We start from the raw sequence: 17452 nt of genomic DNA, 5'->3' as shown, positions 1-17452 counted from the left end.
ATTTATCAAATTACTTCAGTTTTGTAAACCGTTCTTCAATTCGATCCAGCCACTTTCTCCGTTTTGCATGCGTAGCAGATTTTACCTGAGTCAGACTGATCCATTTTCGGTTTTTAAAACCTATTTTCCAGAAAGTGCCCACCATCATTGCTTTTCTAATAGCATTTCCAAACAAAATCCTATATAACCAGGATGGCGTATTCATTGTTGAAATCACAGTCACTCTTTTTAAATTCGTTAAGAGCGGGGTCATTTTTAAACTGTTTTTCGGATGCGCATAAGCCAGCCCCGGAAAAATTACTTTATCAATAAAACCTTTGGTTAAAGCAGGCATTAACTCCCACCAGATTGGAAAAATAAAAACGAGGTGATCTGCTTCTTTAAGACGTTCATGATAGGCTAAAACTTGAAGGTCGACAGGTTTTTGCATAACAAAAGCCTTCAGGTCTGCTGCTGTCATAACGGGATTGAAACCTTCTTCGTCAAGATTGAATACGTCTGCCTCATGCCCGGATTTGGCAATACCTGCTAATACGGAGTGTAATATCGCATTACAAAAGCTCCCGGAATAAGGGTGGTTATATACTATCGCTACTTTCATTTGTGATCAGATTAGATCACAAAATTCTCACAAAACGGTTCTGGAAGCGATAACAATTGTTAAGAAATTCAAACCTTTCTATTTCTGATCCGGCTTAATGAAACGGAAGTTATCCCCAGATAAGAGGCGATGTAATGCTGTGGAACACGCTGAAATATTTCGGGATGCTCTTTCAATAATTGCTCATATCTTTTTTGAGGGCTGTCCTTAATACGTGAAAGAAAAAGGTACTGGTAAGACAAGAGGCGATCAAATGAATAATCTTCCATTTCTTTTCGTAAGGCCGTTGACTTATCCAGTATTGCGTAAAACCTTTCCTTCGTCACCGACAATAACACGCAAGGTTCTAGTGTTTCTATTGAGAATTGACTTGGTATATGATTTCTAAAACTTTCAATAGAAGCAACGCTTTGATTCTCAAAAAAGAATTGAAAAGTAACGTCTTTTCCATCATTGTTGAACCATAATCTAAGACATCCTTTTTTGATAAAATAGATTCTCTGCGCAACAGCTCCTTCGTTTAAGAGTACTGTTTTAGCAGGAACCGCTATAGTATCAAAATTCTCCTGAAAATTCTGCCAGTTAATCATGTACTGTCTATCATCTGCTCTATCGCAAAGATAGCTGTTTTAAGTAAATCATCTGTATCCTAAAATAATAGCATTTCTGTATCTGTAACCACATTTACGGTTTTCATAAGTTTGTTTACAAGAAAACGAGTTATGAATCGACCAGAAAAAATATCAAACGAAACCAACTATCGAAAAGTATATCTCTCTGACTTGAGGAAGGTGATGAATATCTATCAGGAGAACAGAACGGAAATTGAAAAATTGACGGAACAATTCGGCCTGCCTTTGGCTATTGCCGAATCAAGTAATGAATTGATAGGATATGCAGCTGCAAAATTGAATGAATTGGAAGAAGTTGAGTTTGCATCTTATTATAAAAACGGAGTTAGCCAATCCGAAATTCAACCATTCCTTGAACAACAGGCCCGAAATACTTTTAATTCAACTTTCAACAATGGTCCTCAAGCCGGGAAAATGCTTAAACAATCGTCGCAAAAGTTAGTGAAATGGTTAAACAAGTGCTTATAGTGAGAAATTTCACTAATTAATGCTTTAATTTATAATATTCATTGCTATTTGTGAGCATTTGCTCATCATGGTTTTATCAGACAGAAAACAGGATTAAATGAGAAGGGAAGCATTATACCTAAAAATTGCAAAGGTTATTGAGGAACAGATTGATAGCGAAACATTAAAGTTAGGCGATAAATTGCCTTCCATCCGGTCAATCCAGAAGATTTATAATGTAAGTATAAATACCGCCAAACAAGCATTTTTAGAGCTTGAAAGCAAATCGCTCATTGAAGCAAGACCAAAGTCAGGTTATTTTGTCAGCAAGACTTCACGCAGAAAATTTTCGCTTCCGACTGTTGGCAAACTTAAATCCTCTCAGGATGAAAAACCTCAAGGAGACCTGATCAGCAAAATACTCAATACACTGGAGGACAAAGACATCAGACAATTTTCTATTGGTGCTCCAGACAGTAGCCTATTACCGATCGCCAAACTGAACAAAGGCGTTATCAACGTAGTTAGGACCCTCCCCGACGGCGGCACCAGTTATGAGCCTGTCCAGGGTAGTGTTAATCTGAGAAGAGGTATAGCCAAATGGTCTCTGGTATTAGAAGGCAAGCTTACTGAAGATGATATCGTGACCACCTCAGGGACAATGAACGCCCTTTACAATTGCCTGTTGGCAGTAACGCAAAGGGACGATACCATCGCTGTGGAAACTCCTGTATATTTCGGCATTCTGCAAATGGCAAGATCGATGGGCCTTAATGTTATCGAAATTCCCAATCATCCCATAACAGGTGTCGATCTGGAGGCGCTTAAAAAGGTATTACCAAAACTCAAAGCCTGTTGTTTCATCAGCAACTTCAGTAATCCACTGGGGTGTTTAATGCCCGATGAACACAAAAAAGAGCTCGTAAGAATGCTTACTGAACATGATATCCCCTTGATTGAGGATGATCTTTATGGTAACCTCTTTTTTGGGGCTACACGTCCTAAACCTTGCAAAGCCTTTGATGAGGCCGGCATTGTTATGTGGTGCGGTTCAGTATCCAAAACCCTGGCCCCCGGCTATCGGGTAGGTTGGGTAGCAGCTGGTAAGTACAAAGACAAAATCATCAGACAAAAATTTTTGCAGACAATCTCTACCCCTACACTATATCAGGAAGTAATAGCAGACTTTTTGGAACATGGAAGATACGACCATCACCTTCGCACACTAAGAACTAAACTATATACCAATTGTTTACAGTTTCAGCGAGCCATTGAAGACTACTTCCCTCATAACACAAAAATTTCGCAGCCTCAAGGTGGCTTTATGTTATGGCTTGAACTGGACAAAAAAATCGACACGGCAAAACTCTACGATATCGCTATCAAACAGAAAATAAGTTTTGCACCGGGTAGGATGTTTTCCTTACACAACCAATACAACAATTGTATGAGGCTGAATTATGGTCTGGAATGGAATCAAAAGTTAGACTTTGACCTGAAACGGTTAGGGAATATCGTAAAATCCGCGATTTAAGTTCTCAAAATTGTGTATTTTCAATTCAGACAATCCTGTAAGAAATATACATGCGCAAATTATTACAAAAGCTGTTTACCCCTCTGATCATCAGGCTTGCCAACAAGTACGCCTCAAATCCCGATCAAGCGCGTGTACATAAGGCCCTATCGGGGCTATATGAAGATATTCTGAAACGTCCTGGAAAACATGGCCAACTCATTAACCTGGACGCCAAACACCGGATCATCCTGTTTTCAGACCAACACAAGGGCAACCGCAGCCACCAGGATGACTTTACACTTTGCGAGGACAATTACCTGGCTGCCCTATCCTATTACAACACGCAAGATTACTTGTATTGTAACCTGGGAGATAGCGAAGAGCTTTGGAAAAATATGCTCCATGATATCATCAAACACAATGCAGCAAATTTTGAAGCTGAAAAACGCTTTTTAGAACGCAATGCGTACATCAAACTATTTGGCAATCACGACCTCTACTGGGACAATGATCCGCTGGCAGGCTTTACCCTGGAAAAAGTCTTCGGAACAAAGATCAAGGTCTATGAAGGCATCATCTTTCATATTCCAGTAGGGAACCAACAGCTAACGTTATTTATCACCCACGGTCATCAGGGCGACATGCAGAGCGATGGAAACTGGTTCAGCAAGTGGTTTGTCTCCAATATATGGGGGCCGGTTCAATCCTACCTCCGTTTAAATCCCAATACACCTGCCTTTGACAACCAGCTTAAGTCGGAGCACAACCAGATCATGTATGAGTGGACAGCCAAACAATCCAACCTCGCGCTGGTTACTGGCCACACCCATCAGCCGGTATTCAATTCACTAACTCACCTGGAAAGAACCTATATCAGGATAGATGAGGCTAAAAAGAAAGGAGATCAGGCAACTGTTCTGAAATTAGAAGCTGAACTCCTTGCAGGAAAAATCAGCGGAACCACCTCCCCCCGGCTGGAGTATTCCAAGAATACTTACTTCAATACAGGATGCTGTTGCTATAATGATGGAGACATCACCGGCATAGAATTAGAAGATGGAAAAATCAGGCTTATAGAATGGAAAAAGGACACGAATGGAATACCGAATCGTATCGTACTGGAAGAGACGCCTTTAGAAAACCTACTTGATAAACAAACTTCAAAATTCAGTTAATTTTTATATTTTCGGCGCACACAAATTTTTGCAAAATACATGAAACCTGCTCTTAAATGCCTTTATTACTTAGAAAACAGTGAACATTGTATACTGGAGATCAAACGAACTGATCTTGCTGACAATGCTGATCTCTCTGAGATATTCAGATGGCTGTTTCTCGACAAAAAAACGCAGGAGATTCAATCTCTCACCTTCCGTTCTATGGACTCATCAGGCGAGGTTCAGGAACGCTTCTTTGAACAGGGTTACCTGAAATTTAATGACCACACGGCAACTTACATTGAAAAATTCAATTCCGCGCAACACCAGCTGGAGAATCATACCGGAACACCATTGCCACCGGAAATACTGGATATCCTAACAGCTTATCTCCGCAATTAAAACCAGATGCTGAAACCGATTTTCCTTGAAAACGACAATTTGCTGATCCACCCCTTCCGACCTGAAGATTTAGGACGATTTGAGAAATTGACCAGCGATATCTTTTCTATTCTATCGGATGATCGGACGCTGAAGTTTATTCCAGGTAAGCGATTGAACAGTTTACAGGAAGCGGAGTTATTTTTACAGACCATGGTGGTTAATTACCATTCAGGCCACAATTATATTCATTTCATTACCCATAAAAAGCTCAATAAAGTAATCGGTATTATTGACCTGATCTCCCCCGAAGTGGCCAGGCAGCATTATCAAATGGACCATTATCCTTTTTTCATTGAATTTTACCTGAGTGGCTTTGCCAGTGGCTGCTATATCATGACCGAGGTGCTTCCGCTATTGATAGACAACCTATCAGATCAGGGAATTTCTAAGATCGGTGCTGTGGTAAATAGAGAAAACATAGCAGCAAGAAGGGTACTTGAAAAAGCAAATTTCACTTTTAAAGATCGGTTTGACTTATTGCAGGATTTGTACGAAACATCCTAGTCAATAGTAGCGCCAGTAGTAGAAAAGGAAAAAGCGGAACTCGTCAGAAGACAAGTCCCGCTTTTAAATTAACGCTCTCGAGGTCTAAGGTAAGAACTTTTTATTAAAAACCAAATAAAACTTTTTTTTTATAGAATTAATTATGCTGTGATGAACCCTATAGAAGAAAATCAGGTTCAAAAAATTATCTCATTCAAATTATGACAGTTAAGCCATTCCTTAGGAAAATATGCAAATCAAAATTTGCAGAATCAGTTTAGATTCCTACTTTCGCAGCGGAGAGCTGGCAGAGCGGTCGAATGCGGCAGTCTTGAAAACTGTTGACTGTCATAGGTCCGGGGGTTCGAATCCCTCGCTCTCCGCCTTGTCATACAGTAGCCTGCTAAAGCATTGATTCTTAGCAGGCTATTTCTTTTTTAAACTATCTTCTGTGCATAAATAACCCATATAAATTCAATATAAATATTTGAAAATGATATGATTATGAATGTTTGTGAGTTCGAATCCTTTCTTCATATAAAGTAAGACACGGTTTGGTTAGTTATTGTAACGAATACCACAATTACCACTAAACATCCCGCCATTATACCTCGACAAAAAATGCAGATTTATTTACACAACCCTCAGCTTGCATATATATTTGCAAGCTGAGGGTTGCGCGATTAATAATCAAAAATGAAACAAGATATATTCCAGGCCATATCAGACCCAACACGCAGGGACAATGGAATGCTGAATAGCGTGAGCAGAAAAAATTAAAAACTAAAAAATAAAGTTATGAGAACAATCAACCCCTGGATCAACTTCAATGGAAATGCCGAAGAAGCATTCACTTTTTACAAATCAGTTTTTGGCGGAGAGTTCGCAAAGATCATTCGTTTTAAAGATTTAGCAAGCGCTGAATTCCCGATAGCAGCTAATGAAGCAGATAAACTCATGCACATTGCCTTGCCTATTGGCAAACAAAATGTATTAATAGCTAATGACGTTCCTGAATTTATGGGACGGGTAAACGAAAACGAAAACAGGTCTAAAATAGTAGTGGCTGCCGAAAGCCGTGAAGAAGCGGACAAAATATTTAACGGACTATCAGCGGGCGGAGAAGTAGAAGGGCCCATTGGTGACAGTCCCTGGGGTACCTATGCCGGCATGTTTAGAGACAAATATGGCATTGAATGGATTGTGGAATTTGACCCAAATTATAACGGGCAAGTTTAACCGAAGAAAAAAGCAGCCCCTTACAGGTGTCGTAATAACACACTTAAAATTAATAAGATTTGATTACGGCTTTAAAGTCGATTTAAATTTTTAAAGTCTCTAAAAAGGTCAAAAATGATATTAGGTGTTCGATTGATGTCCCTCTCTCCCCGCTCAGAAGGTATCAAAAAGTACAAAAGCCTGCAAATCGTAACGATAGCAGGCTTTTTACATTTTAAGGGGTTGACAATTTTCGCACGAATTCCGATCCTATAGCTGAGTGATCCTTTTTTATATTTATGATCCAACACCCGCTGCAACTGAACCAAAATGATCAGCTTCGTTCTCTAGTCCAGCATCATCACTGATGTTTAGCTTGCCTTTCAGCTGCATAGTCGGCTGTACTCTTCCCTGCTTTTGTTGAGCTACATGCCAGGCTTCGTGAGGCAAGTGTCTTTCCTGTCCGGGAACATTATCCAGCGAGTAGCCAGAAAGGTTTTCTACTCCTGATTTTAAATTATCAGGCAGGCCGGTATTATTTTCTTTTTTCTGAACCGGTGACGCCTTAGAAAGATTTCTGCTCATAATTTCAATTTTTATCACTGCAAACATTTATACCCTAAGTGCCCCCCGGAATCCCCTTGCAGCATAATAAGAATCTGCACCGTTGTGATATACAAAGACATTGCTGTAGCGGTAATCACAAAAAATGGCGCCACCGAGTTTTCTAATATCAGCGGGTGTTTGTATCCAGCTCGAGGTTTTCGTATCGAACTTTCCAAACTGCTGCAACTCCCGGTACTGTTCTTCCGTTAAAAGCTCAATCCCCATTTCAGCTGCCGTATCGAGAACGTTGCTTTTTGGTTTATGCTCTTTCCTTGCATCCAGCGCTTCGCGGTCGTAACAAAGACTTCTGCGACCTTTAGGGCTTTCTGCTGAGCAATCATAAAAAATGTATTCGTCGGTCTTTTTATCATAACCAACAACGTCAGGTTCACCACCAGTTGCTTCCATATCATCTAGTGACCAGAGTTTTTCAGCATTGGCTTCCAGTTTCACTTGCACTTTGGCCCAGTCAAGCCCTTTGTGGCGGTTCATATTTTTCTCAAAACGAGTTTTTAATACACTAAGTAATTCTTCACGTTGTTCTGTCGATAATTCCTTTTTATTGCTTTTCATGCGGTCATACTTTTATAGATACTCAATTTACTTTTCTATCTGCAGGTCTGAAATACCAAGATACAAAAGTCAGGATTGTAATAACAAATATGTAAACATTCATTTCTACAAAAGAATATAAACTACATCTAAACCTTTTGCTAAAAAGGTCGCCATTAAATAGGAAATAAGTCTAAAAAAATCATGTTAAGATAGCTGAGTACAAAGCTATTTTTCAATATAAAACACCGCTGCTTTTTTATGAAGTTCGTTATAGTCTCAAATAACGACTTTATGAAACATATTGATTCGCCAATTTCAAAAGTAAAAACAGGCTTAACACTATTTTTGCTGCTATTGAATTCCTTTGCTCAGGCCGATTCCATACCTATGGAAAAAGTTACCCTCAAAAACGAATGGGTGCACCTTGGAGCTGATGGGAAACTGGTGTATAAAAAAACGCCAAAAGGAGATCGGATTATGGATTTTTCCTATGCCGGCTATAAAGGTGGTGGTATAGCTTTACCAAATATACCGGTAAAAATCACGGTTAAACCATTGGCTGATGCGAGCGCTGATTGCACAGCTTTAATTCAAGCGGCTATTGATAAGGTCTCTGCTATGCCCTTAAATAAAGATGGGTTCCGGGGAACAGTCTTATTAGAACCTGGCACCTACCCCTGTTCAAATACCATAAAGATTATGGCAGATGGTATTGTACTTCGTGGCAGCGGTAAGTCGGAAAAAGGAAGTATTATATCCATGAATGGCGTAAAGCACACGGCCATAGTTTTATCGAACGGAATAAATCAACGTATCGGTAACCGCTTAGGCAATGCGGGTGACAACGAAAAGGCTATAAAAATAACAGACAATTATATTGCTGCAGGAAGTATCAGTTTTACCGTAGCTAACGCATCCGGATTTACCATTGGTGATAACGTAGAAATAAGAAAACCTGTTACTGAAAAATGGGTGAAGTTTATGCAAATGGACGATCTGATACGTGATGGTAAGCCACAAACCTGGATTAAAACAGGTTCACTACTGATAACTGAACGTCGTATTGCTGCTATAAAAGGTAATAAAATCACGCTGGATGTTCCATTAGTTGATTCGTATGATGCAGCTTACACCAACGACGAAACAACAATGGTATTGGCAAATGACGTAAAACGCCTTAAACAGGCTGGTGTAGAAAACCTGCGTATTGTATCTCCGCCACAAGCGGTGAGTCATACAAAAGCACTTTATTACGGGGTCCGTCTGAATGGAGAGGATTGCTGGTTGCGAGATTTAGACCTGATAGAAACCATGGAAAGTGTTGGAACAGGAGGACGTAGAATTACGCTTCAACGGGTAGCTGTAGTACGCAAAGCTTTACACCAAGGTCCTTCTAAACCGGCAGAATTTGCACCAAATGCCGGTCAGTTGCTATTAGACCAATGTTCTGTAGAGGGCGACAATATCTGGTTTGCAGCTTTGGGAGCTGGACAAACAGGCCCAATCGTATTTTTGAATTGTAATTTTATCGGTAACGGACGTATAGAAGGCCATCAGCGCTGGAGTACAGGTATGCTTTTAGATAATTGCAAGGCTCCTAACGGTGGTATAGATTTCAAAAACAGAGGTAGTATGGGCTCTGGTCATGGTTGGGGAACTGCCTGGTCGGTGGCCTGGAATTGCGAAGCAAACAGTTATGTAAACCAAATACCTCCGGGTACATACAATTGGGTTATTGGCAGTAAGGGAAAAAGTACGCCCATACCAAGACCATTTAATTCGGCAGGCCCGAACTTACCGGAAGGCATCTTTGAATCACCTAACACGCCAGTTAATCCATCCAGTCTGTACCTTACTCAACTAGAGGAGCGCCTGGGTAAGCAGGCACTAAAAGCAATCGGCTATTAGGTTACCACACTCCTCTTCTATGATTTATAATCCATTGGTACATTCCTGCAATGTTAAGTTTTCCCATAGTATCAAATCCGCCCCATTTTTTTACTTTATCGGAAAACTTAACATTACGGTATAACTGATCCCAACTTTGTCCCTCACGCACCAATGCTAACACCTGATTATGTAAATCGACCATGTATTCCCGCAAGTCTTTTATATTTTGAAGTGTAGCCGGAGTATAATGCCCTACATCTATATAATTTACATCTTGCTTTAAAGCCCAGTCAAGGGTCTTAATCCAACCGTCATAATAGAAATCCAGAAAATCATTATAAGGCATTGTCTCCGATTGACCTATGTCTGTTAATTGCATTGCTTTATACCCTGGAAATGTGATCACCGACATGCTGTTAGAGTGACTGGGTGCGATGTGATTCATAACTACCCGCTCTCCTCCCAATACAATTGCAATTTTATCTTCAAAAACGATATCTGGAGTGGCAACCGGCAACTTTTCTCCCACAATAGCTTCTAAACCATTCTTCTGTATAATGACTTTGGCTCCTGCCTGTTGGAAGATCTGAGAACCACCCGCATGATCGTAATGTCCATGAGTTAACAGCACATATTTTACATCAACTTTAAATCGCTTTTTAATCTCCTCATTGAGCCAGATTGCAGCTTGCGTTAGTGCCGGATCTATTACTATGGCGCCTGCTTTAGTGATCAGTACCAATCCGCTATGTAATGCCGGCAAAGTACCGTTTGTATGACGGTATAAATTACCTTTTACCTGTACCAGAGTTTTCTCTAAGGTAGAGTCGGGTTTCCCATAAATATCGGGCAATAGCACACGGCTCTTGTAGCGGGCGGTATCTACGTATTCAGCGCCGATTAGGGTATCAATTTTTTCGAGAACTAAAGTATCACTTTTCGCGAGCGCCAGCGCTTCCATTTTCTTGGCAATTATAGCATCTATCTTCTTGGAAATCAAAGCATCCATATTGTCCGTCAGGCTATCCACTTTCTTGGGTTCCACTTTCTTGCTTTCCACTTTCTTGGTGGCCACGGTATCCATTTTCTTGATGACCAGGCTATCAATTTTTTGGGCAAATAAATTCTGGCTTGACAACAATAAGATCGAAAAGCATATGCCCCGAATAATACTTCTTTTTGAGTCCATAATTTTAAAGATATTTCAAGTGTCATTACAACAAACGGTGGACTTAAAAGTTTCTATTTCCGACTACTGACTTTCAATAGAAATATATTGTTTTACTTTTGCTTCATAAAAAACAGCGCAATTGATACCGATGAGAAAAGAATTAGACATATCACTATGGAGCAGAAAAGAACACTTTCATTTCTTTAAACAATTTGAAGAGCCTTTCTTTGGTATAACCGTTAAAATAGACTGCACAAAAGCTTATCTTAAAGCAAAAGAATCGGGGCAATCCTTCTTTTTATATTATTTGTATCAATCGCTAAAAGCCGCCAATACCATTGAAGAATTTGGATACAGAATAGAGGGAGAAAAAGTAATTGCATACGATCGGATCAACGCCTCTGCAACCATTAATCGCCCTGACCAAACTTTCGGTTTCTCCTATTTACACTTTGATGAAAATCCTGATGCTTTTTATGATCTGGCAAAACAAGAAATAGACAGGGTTTCGAAAAGCACAGTACTTTTCCCTTTGGAATCGGGCAATGATGTGATTCATTATTCGGCCTTGCCCTGGTTAGATTTCACCTCCTTATCGCATGCAAGATCCTTTTCGTTTAATGACAGTGTACCGAAAATTTCTTTCGGAAAATTAACCGAAGCTAACGGAAAGAGAGAAATGAGTCTATCTGTTCATGTGCACCATGCTTTAATGGATGGTTATCACGTGGGTAAGTTTGTAGAGCGGTTCCAGGAATTAATGAACGTATAAATAACATCGCTGTAGTCGAAAAAATTGGGTATAAAAAAACCGGCGTTATTGCCGGTTTTTTTATACCTAATTTAATCTGGTTACTTCCTCAATACGGAACTTCTTCACGCCTTCAGGCATTTCCCAGCTCAACTCCGATCCCTGGCTGTAACCTACCATAGCCACGCCAATTGCGGATAAAATAGAAATGTTATTATGCTTATTTCTGGCTTTTGCAGGAGGAACAATAACATAGGTAGCTTCCTCGCCACTTTCCAGTTCTTTTACTCTTACTTTAGTATTTACGGTAACCACGTCGGCCGGAATGTCCTTATTAAGGATTTGGCGCGCATTGCGAAGTTCCAGTTCCAATTTTACCTGATTAAATTTACTAAGTTTTCTTCTTCTGATATGATCTTTTAAAAGATCAAATATTCCTGTTGATAATACGATTGATGTAGTCATGATATTGATAAATGATTTGATTGAAAAAAAATTATTGAATATGCATGCCTCAGTCTGAAATGCCAGACTGAGGCACGCTACTCAAAATCTTTACAATCTGAACCAATAGCATATTGACGTTTTTTTATAAAATGATCGGACACGCTTTAATAATTAAATACAGGCGTAGCAGTTTATACCCGCTTTACCAGAAAAGACAATTGAATGAATAATTAAATGAAGCTCCCCAGACCTGGTTAGAAGGTTGGGGTTTAATTGATAAAGTCTTTACTGCTTTTTAGAAAAGAATCGCCTAAAGCCAATTGATGAGATAAAAAACGATTAAACATCGCCTTAGCCATTCGCAATTGACTTGCGAATAGTTTATCAGACACTGTATTTAACTGTTTCCGTGGATCCATTATTTCAAATGTAGCCCTATTCTCATTCATAAAAAATATCGGATGCAACAAAAGAGGGATTATTACACAATTATGCCAAATGAGCATTTATAACATCCAATTTCGCTAAAAATTATACAACTTCCTTTATGACTTTTACGCCAAAAAAAATCATTCATTCTTAAAACCTTCTCATTTTTAAATTGTAGTTAATAAAGCTGAAACTTAACAATTTAAACCATGGGAACTAAAAAAATACTAGTAGTAACCGCACTTGCTTTTTTAGTATTGCAAGCCTGTCAGAATCCAAGTAAAAAAACTATGAAACAATCTAAGGTCATTGATTCCGCTATAGCCAGTGATGTATTTACTGATACTTCGGGGTATAGCAGAGGCGCAGATATGTCGATCTTTTTTAAAGAAGCGGCCCTTGAAAGCATGATGGAATTAGAACTTGGGAAAATCGCTGAGGTAAAAACAACCAATAAAATGGTTAAGCGTTTTGCTAAAAAATCGGTAAAAGATCATACCAAGCTAATGACCAAGCTTAAATTATTAGCCGAAAATAAAAAAATAGCCTTACCTGCCACTCTTCCCCAGAAAGACATTGATCATATTGCTGAGATCAAAAAGCTACCTGAGCCCGAGTTTAATAAACACTATATCGGTATGATGGTAAAAAACCATTTAAAAACATTGGATCTATTTAAAGCTGCGGCTTCTTCAGGTGACAGTCCATTAGAAAATTTCGCCATCAATACCTTACGCTCATTAGAGGCCCATTATAAGGAAGCAACTAATATACAAAACCGATTACAGCGTTAATGCCTTTTTAAGATTGTTTTTAACCAGGTGCATATCCTTCCAAAGATCGCCTCTTTCATGAAGCCGTTGCCCCATGTTAAAAAGAGTAAAACCCTTAGTGGTTAGTCCTGCTTTTAGCTCATCCCAGGCTAAGGGCGCCGACACCGTTGCCCCTGGCTTTGGTCGTACACTATATGGTGCGGCTATAGTCTGCCCGACTCTGTTCTGTAAAAAATCAAGATAAATACGCTCTTTACGTTTAGCAGGACTTCGCTCCAGGCTTGTGGTATTTGGATGTCTTTCAAAAACCATCTGACCTACATAATGGATAAACTCTTTAGTGATATCGTAATCGTAGATCGGACTTACAGGAATAAAAATATGTAATCCTTTTGAACCTGAAGTTTTAATGAATGCGGTGATGTTCATTTGATCGAGCAGCATTTTTGCGGTCTTGGCTACGGCTATAACTTCGTTAAAATCCACATCGTGCGGATCAAGATCCAATACGGCAAAAAGAGGCACTTCAGGCTTTTTATAACTGCTTAGCCAGGGATTGATTTCAATACAGCCTAAATTCACCATCCATAACAACGTAGCTTCATCATTACAGACCAGGTAATCGATAGTTTTCTCAGTGCTATCCGAATATAAGGGCGCGGTTTTGATCCATGAAGGAATTTTCTCTCTATCCAGATCCTTCTGAAAAAAGCTCGGTTCAGCGATCCCATTAGGGTGTCTGTTGAGTGATAAAGGTTTATCCTTTAAATGGGGTAATATATATTCCGAAACGCCTTTATAGTAATCAATCAATTGCCCCTTACTGATTTTTTCTACCGGCCAGTATAGCTTATTGAGGTTGGTCAATTTTACTATTTTCTTACCATATTGCTCTTCTCTATCTGTCTCCATAACTGCTGTCTCCTTTCTACTCTCAATTTCCTCACCTTCTTGTTCCTGCACCACATCTTCCTCTTCTTTGTCGGCCCTCTCATGTTTACTGTAAATAATTAATGGATGATCTAGTTTTTTTATCAGTTCAAACAACAATGCTTTTCGCTTAAGCAAGTCCATATCCCTGATGTCGTGATTATTCAGGGACAACAGGTCAAATACATAGAATTTCGGTAATGCATCTTCTATTACCAGTTCGCCATCAATAACGGCTTCTGCCTTTATACCGGCTAATGCTTCGACAATGGGCTTGTACCTGGAACTAAAGTCTATTCCGTTCCTAGAAATCAATTTTACCTTAGTCTTAACACTGGTATAGGCTAAGGCGTCATCGGGTTCTACTTCAGGTTTCCTCGGCTCTTTTTTTTTTCGCTTGAAGTCAAGACCTTTCTTCTTCACTTCTTTTGAAACAAGATCTTCTATATTGAATTTCTTAGTTACCGCATATTCGTCTTTGTGCTTGATGAGCAACCAGGCATTCTGTTCAGAAGTTTTCATGCGCACCAGGGCAAATTCTCCTTTCAGGATTTTGCCATTTAATTTAATTTTCAGACTTCCGTCATGCAGTCCTTTCAGCAGATCGTTTTCAGTTCCTTTATCAAGAGCCGTATAAGTACCTGCATCGAATATAGATACCACTCCGGCGCCATAATTTCCTGCCGGTATTTCACCTTCAAATTTTCCATAATCAAAGGGGTGATCTTCGACCATCATGGCCAGTCGTTTATCTGCCGGATTTAAGGATGGTCCTTTTGGCACTGCCCAGCTTTTAAGTACGCCTTCCATTTCCAACCTAAAATCATAATGTAGACTTGTAGCATGATGCCGCTGTACCACAAAACTGAGGGTTTTACGCTTTCCTTTGCCGCCTACAGGCTCTTCAGTTTTACTGAAATCCCGCTTCTGTTTATACTTCTCTAGTGACATGGCCAAGTTCAATTACGGGTCAGGCCCTTTTGTTTAAACTCTCCATTAATTGTTCGTACAGGTCATCGCTGACTGCTTTTTTGACTTTAATCTTTTTAACGGTGGCGCGTTTTCCGCTGGCTTTAGATTTAATGATTTTTAAAAGCTCCTGTGTATAATCATTTTTAAAAGCTTCAATATTGAATGGCGAACTATATTGCTTAATCAGCTCGAGGCCCACCTGCAGCTCTTTCGGGTTAATTGTGACAGATTCACTTAACTGAACCTCTTTTGTATCCCGTATTTCCTCCTGGAATCTGATTCTGGTAATTACGATAATCCCATTCAGAGGATGTATCACACAAAGGTTTTCATTGTTCCTGAGGACGAAACGAGCGACCCCCGCCTTCTTAGATTTTTCGAGGGCTTTAAATAATAAGGCATAGGCCTTCTTTCCTTGGTTTTCAGGTTGGGTAAAATAGGAAGTTTCGTAATAGACAGGATTGATTTCTGCTATATCTACAAAATTCTCAATCTCTATAACCTTAGTTTTTTCGGGTTTTACTTCTTCGAAATCGTGCTCATCAAGCACAATGTACCGATCTTTTAGAAAGTAGCCTTTAACAATATTCTCGTAAGGCACCTCTTTCTGAGTTTTCTCGTTCACTCTTTTGAACTTGATATTGGAGTGATCACGTTCATCAAGCATATCTAAATCCAAATGACTGCTTTGAACTCCTGAAAATAGCTTCACCGGAATATTAACCAGGCCAAAGCCAATTGAACCTTTCCATATCGATCTCATTTCTATTCATTTAAGCCATTAACAACGATCACATTAGGCTTCATTAAAAACAAGCAGTAATGAAAAAGGTTCAAAAAATATTTTGAACCTTATATCATCAGCAGGGATTTGCTACTTTTTTACACTTACGTCTTTGCTATTTCCTTCAACCAGAACAAGCTTTTTAGCATTGAATTTGCCTTGAATATTTTCAATTGCGACCTTCTGAACGTTCTCCAGTCGGATGATGGATTCGGCACCTGTAGTTTCTGGCAATTTCCAATCGGATACTTCAACATCCAATCCATCCTCACAAACAAATGCCGGTCTGAGATCATTGCTTGCTAAATTGAATTTTATGTTTTTAAGCTTTAAACCTTTCACATGTCTGGCCCAAACGCCATATGCAGGTACACGTGGACCGAAAGTTTTCACTTCAGGGTACTGATCAATGGCTTCAGGTACGGTCTGACGGGCATGTTCTGCTAATCCGCCACCTGCCAAACTGATTTCAATGTTTTCCAGTGTTAATCCTGTTATATAGTGTCCGGGAACGCCGGTAATCAGAATTCCTGAAGGTGGCATCAGCTGTGCATTGGCCGAAGCATTGGCTTTAACATTCTTGATGATTACATTTTCAAAGGTCCCTGTCTGTTGTTTGGTTTCGGTATTTTTACGAAACACACTTAACCTTGAGCCCAAACGGAACAGCATTGGCGTTCTTACATCTTCCATTGTAATATCCGAGATCAGTACATTACGCAGATGTGCTCCATCTACAGTCAATAATTTTATGCCACCATTTTTGGTTTCGTAAATGTGGCAATTGGTGATTTTGATATTTTCAAATGGCGCCATAGATTCGGTCCCCATTTTAATACCAGCCTGACTACTTTTAAGACGTAGTCCACTCACGTCTATATTCTTGCAAGCCATTTTACTTGAAGTGGTTTTAAATACCAGTGCATCATCGCCACTTACTACGTCACAATCTTTAATCACTACATCCTGGCAGCCATCAATGCCTATCCCATCATTATGTGCTACACCTACACTCTGAATCTTTACTTTCTCAATATGAAGATTTTTACTCTGGAAGTAGTGTGAAGTCCATGCTCCGGCATATTTTAAGGTTACATCCTTTACAGTAACCCCATCGCACCGCACTATACGCAATAAAAAGGGCCTCAATCCCCAGCGTTGTCCTTCAGAGCGGGTATCCGTTAGGATATGCTTAGCCTTTATGGCCGAGCCTTGTCCATCAATAGTACCTTCTCCTTCCAATTTGATATTCTTTGCATCAACAGCCACTAAAAGTGCCCAGCCTACATCAATCCCTAAGCCTTCGGTAAATGGATCAAGATTTCGATAATCTTTCAAATCAGTACTTCCCAATAAAACAGAATTCTTTTCGAAATGCAGGGTAATATTGTCCTTAATGACGATGGTACCTGAAAGAAACTTCCCTTCCGGAAAGATGACTTTCCCCCCACCTGTTTTATAGCATTCATCAATAGCCTTTTGTATGGCTGTTGTATTTAATGTCGTTCCATCGCCGATAGCTCCATATTTCAGGATATTGAAATCAGCTGCTCTAACAGCTATTGTTGAAGCAGTTAGCATGAATACGCTGATTAGCAGTTTCATTTTTGTTCGGATCATTGTTTATCTATTTTAATTGCTTTTAT

General features: G+C 39.6%; 18 protein-coding genes and 1 tRNA gene. 10 read left to right on the top strand and 9 right to left on the bottom strand.

Features of this window, described 5'->3' with window-relative positions; genetic code table 11:
- Window positions 1-10: 10 nt before the first annotated feature.
- Window positions 11-601: an NAD(P)H-dependent oxidoreductase gene (locus tag B9A18_RS22085; protein ID WP_084291724.1), complete on the bottom strand. Its 591-nt coding sequence runs from the start codon at window positions 599-601 to the stop codon at window positions 11-13.
- Window positions 602-669: 68 nt separating this feature from the next.
- Window positions 670-1191, bottom strand: coding sequence for a Crp/Fnr family transcriptional regulator (locus B9A18_RS22080; RefSeq protein ID WP_084291723.1), 522 nt, complete (start codon window positions 1189-1191; stop codon window positions 670-672).
- Between the two features lie 132 nt (window positions 1192-1323).
- Here B9A18_RS22080 and B9A18_RS22075 point away from each other — a divergent pair, with 132 nt between their 5' ends.
- From B9A18_RS22075 to B9A18_RS22045, 7 genes are all read left to right on the top strand, one after another.
- The gene (locus B9A18_RS22075) at window positions 1324-1701 is read left to right on the top strand and encodes a hypothetical protein (protein ID WP_084291722.1); all 378 of its coding nucleotides are present in this window, start codon (window positions 1324-1326) and stop codon (window positions 1699-1701) included.
- 97 nt (window positions 1702-1798) lie between these two features.
- Complete coding sequence (locus tag B9A18_RS22070; protein ID WP_084291721.1) at window positions 1799-3214, top strand: aminotransferase-like domain-containing protein; 1416 nt, start codon at window positions 1799-1801, stop codon at window positions 3212-3214.
- A 50-nt stretch (window positions 3215-3264) separates the two neighbouring features.
- A complete protein-coding gene (locus tag B9A18_RS22065) occupies window positions 3265-4371 on the top strand; it encodes a metallophosphoesterase (protein ID WP_084291720.1) in 1107 nt (368 codons plus the stop codon).
- A gap of 39 nt (window positions 4372-4410) precedes the next feature.
- Window positions 4411-4755, top strand: a complete 345-nt coding sequence (locus B9A18_RS22060; protein ID WP_084291719.1) for a hypothetical protein — start codon at window positions 4411-4413, stop codon at window positions 4753-4755.
- A 6-nt stretch (window positions 4756-4761) separates the two neighbouring features.
- A complete protein-coding gene (locus B9A18_RS22055; RefSeq protein WP_084291718.1) occupies window positions 4762-5301 on the top strand; it encodes a GNAT family N-acetyltransferase in 540 nt (179 codons plus the stop codon).
- Between the two features lie 277 nt (window positions 5302-5578).
- Window positions 5579-5663: transfer RNA gene (locus B9A18_RS22050), tRNA-Ser, on the top strand.
- Window positions 5664-6078: 415 nt separating this feature from the next.
- A complete protein-coding gene (locus B9A18_RS22045; protein ID WP_084291717.1) occupies window positions 6079-6519 on the top strand; it encodes a VOC family protein in 441 nt (146 codons plus the stop codon).
- Window positions 6520-6795: 276 nt separating this feature from the next.
- Here the strand turns inward: B9A18_RS22045 and B9A18_RS22040 are convergent, their stop codons facing one another.
- Window positions 6796-7083: a hypothetical protein gene (locus B9A18_RS22040; protein ID WP_084291716.1), complete on the bottom strand. Its 288-nt coding sequence runs from the start codon at window positions 7081-7083 to the stop codon at window positions 6796-6798.
- Between the two features lie 27 nt (window positions 7084-7110).
- Entirely contained in the window at window positions 7111-7677 is a 567-nt protein-coding gene (locus B9A18_RS22035) for a DUF4256 domain-containing protein (RefSeq protein ID WP_084291715.1), read from the bottom strand.
- Window positions 7678-7950: 273 nt separating this feature from the next.
- Here B9A18_RS22035 and B9A18_RS22030 point away from each other — a divergent pair, with 273 nt between their 5' ends.
- A complete protein-coding gene (locus tag B9A18_RS22030; protein ID WP_084291714.1) occupies window positions 7951-9567 on the top strand; it encodes a hypothetical protein in 1617 nt (538 codons plus the stop codon).
- A 1-nt stretch (window position 9568) separates the two neighbouring features.
- Here the strand turns inward: B9A18_RS22030 and B9A18_RS22025 are convergent, their stop codons facing one another.
- Window positions 9569-10738: an MBL fold metallo-hydrolase gene (locus tag B9A18_RS22025; RefSeq protein ID WP_200816423.1), complete on the bottom strand. Its 1170-nt coding sequence runs from the start codon at window positions 10736-10738 to the stop codon at window positions 9569-9571.
- A 130-nt stretch (window positions 10739-10868) separates the two neighbouring features.
- Between B9A18_RS22025 and B9A18_RS22020 the strand changes: the two genes are divergently transcribed.
- A complete protein-coding gene (locus B9A18_RS22020; protein WP_084291713.1) occupies window positions 10869-11492 on the top strand; it encodes a chloramphenicol acetyltransferase in 624 nt (207 codons plus the stop codon).
- 66 nt (window positions 11493-11558) lie between these two features.
- On the opposite strand, the gene B9A18_RS22015 is transcribed toward B9A18_RS22020, so the two are convergent.
- Complete coding sequence (locus tag B9A18_RS22015; protein WP_084291712.1) at window positions 11559-11936, bottom strand: GreA/GreB family elongation factor; 378 nt, start codon at window positions 11934-11936, stop codon at window positions 11559-11561.
- 620 nt (window positions 11937-12556) lie between these two features.
- On the opposite strand from B9A18_RS22015, the gene B9A18_RS22005 reads away from it, so the two are divergent.
- Window positions 12557-13141 carry a DUF4142 domain-containing protein gene (locus tag B9A18_RS22005; RefSeq protein ID WP_084291710.1) on the top strand — a complete coding sequence of 195 codons (585 nt, stop codon included), beginning with the start codon at window positions 12557-12559 and terminating at the stop codon, window positions 13139-13141.
- Here B9A18_RS22005 and ligD read toward each other — a convergent pair.
- The 3 genes from ligD to B9A18_RS21990 all read right to left on the bottom strand — a co-directional run bounded on the left by ligD (window position 13130) and on the right by B9A18_RS21990 (window position 17426).
- Window positions 13130-15001, bottom strand: a complete 1872-nt coding sequence (gene ligD, locus B9A18_RS22000) for a non-homologous end-joining DNA ligase (RefSeq protein ID WP_084291709.1) — start codon at window positions 14999-15001, stop codon at window positions 13130-13132. The genes B9A18_RS22005 and ligD overlap by 12 nt on opposite strands.
- Before the next feature lie 19 nt (window positions 15002-15020).
- Window positions 15021-15785 carry a non-homologous end joining protein Ku gene (gene ku, locus B9A18_RS21995; RefSeq protein WP_084291708.1) on the bottom strand — a complete coding sequence of 255 codons (765 nt, stop codon included), beginning with the start codon at window positions 15783-15785 and terminating at the stop codon, window positions 15021-15023.
- A gap of 111 nt (window positions 15786-15896) precedes the next feature.
- Window positions 15897-17426 (bottom strand): glycoside hydrolase family 28 protein, encoded by a 1530-nt coding sequence (locus B9A18_RS21990; RefSeq protein WP_084291707.1) that lies wholly within the window; start codon window positions 17424-17426, stop codon window positions 15897-15899.
- Between the last annotated feature and the right edge of the window lie 26 nt (window positions 17427-17452).

It is taken from the genome of Pedobacter nyackensis (assembly GCF_900176505.1).
Classification (GTDB): Bacteria; Bacteroidota; Bacteroidia; order Sphingobacteriales; family Sphingobacteriaceae; genus Pedobacter; species Pedobacter nyackensis.
Note: the sequence above shows the minus strand (reverse complement) of the source record. Positions and strands in the feature narration are given on the sequence as shown.

What these genes read in the sequence shown, in the direction of transcription:
- B9A18_RS22085 (WP_084291724.1), bottom strand. Translation starts at nt 601, where the DNA reads ATGAAAGTAGCGATAGTATATAACCACCCTTATTCCGGGAGCTTTTGT.
- B9A18_RS22080 (WP_084291723.1), bottom strand. Translation starts at nt 1,191, where the DNA reads ATGATTAACTGGCAGAATTTTCAGGAGAATTTTGATACTATAGCGGTT.
- B9A18_RS22075 (WP_084291722.1), top strand. Translation starts at nt 1,324, where the DNA reads ATGAATCGACCAGAAAAAATATCAAACGAAACCAACTATCGAAAAGTA.
- B9A18_RS22070 (WP_084291721.1), top strand. Translation starts at nt 1,799, where the DNA reads ATGAGAAGGGAAGCATTATACCTAAAAATTGCAAAGGTTATTGAGGAA.
- B9A18_RS22065 (WP_084291720.1), top strand. Translation starts at nt 3,265, where the DNA reads ATGCGCAAATTATTACAAAAGCTGTTTACCCCTCTGATCATCAGGCTT.
- B9A18_RS22060 (WP_084291719.1), top strand. Translation starts at nt 4,411, where the DNA reads ATGAAACCTGCTCTTAAATGCCTTTATTACTTAGAAAACAGTGAACAT.
- B9A18_RS22055 (WP_084291718.1), top strand. Translation starts at nt 4,762, where the DNA reads ATGCTGAAACCGATTTTCCTTGAAAACGACAATTTGCTGATCCACCCC.
- B9A18_RS22045 (WP_084291717.1), top strand. Translation starts at nt 6,079, where the DNA reads ATGAGAACAATCAACCCCTGGATCAACTTCAATGGAAATGCCGAAGAA.
- B9A18_RS22040 (WP_084291716.1), bottom strand. Translation starts at nt 7,083, where the DNA reads ATGAGCAGAAATCTTTCTAAGGCGTCACCGGTTCAGAAAAAAGAAAAT.
- B9A18_RS22035 (WP_084291715.1), bottom strand. Translation starts at nt 7,677, where the DNA reads ATGAAAAGCAATAAAAAGGAATTATCGACAGAACAACGTGAAGAATTA.
- B9A18_RS22030 (WP_084291714.1), top strand. Translation starts at nt 7,951, where the DNA reads ATGAAACATATTGATTCGCCAATTTCAAAAGTAAAAACAGGCTTAACA.
- B9A18_RS22025 (WP_200816423.1), bottom strand. Translation starts at nt 10,738, where the DNA reads ATGGACTCAAAAAGAAGTATTATTCGGGGCATATGCTTTTCGATCTTA.
- B9A18_RS22020 (WP_084291713.1), top strand. Translation starts at nt 10,869, where the DNA reads ATGAGAAAAGAATTAGACATATCACTATGGAGCAGAAAAGAACACTTT.
- B9A18_RS22015 (WP_084291712.1), bottom strand. Translation starts at nt 11,936, where the DNA reads ATGACTACATCAATCGTATTATCAACAGGAATATTTGATCTTTTAAAA.
- B9A18_RS22005 (WP_084291710.1), top strand. Translation starts at nt 12,557, where the DNA reads ATGGGAACTAAAAAAATACTAGTAGTAACCGCACTTGCTTTTTTAGTA.
- ligD (WP_084291709.1), bottom strand. Translation starts at nt 15,001, where the DNA reads ATGTCACTAGAGAAGTATAAACAGAAGCGGGATTTCAGTAAAACTGAA.
- ku (WP_084291708.1), bottom strand. Translation starts at nt 15,785, where the DNA reads ATGAGATCGATATGGAAAGGTTCAATTGGCTTTGGCCTGGTTAATATT.
- B9A18_RS21990 (WP_084291707.1), bottom strand. Translation starts at nt 17,426, where the DNA reads ATGATCCGAACAAAAATGAAACTGCTAATCAGCGTATTCATGCTAACT.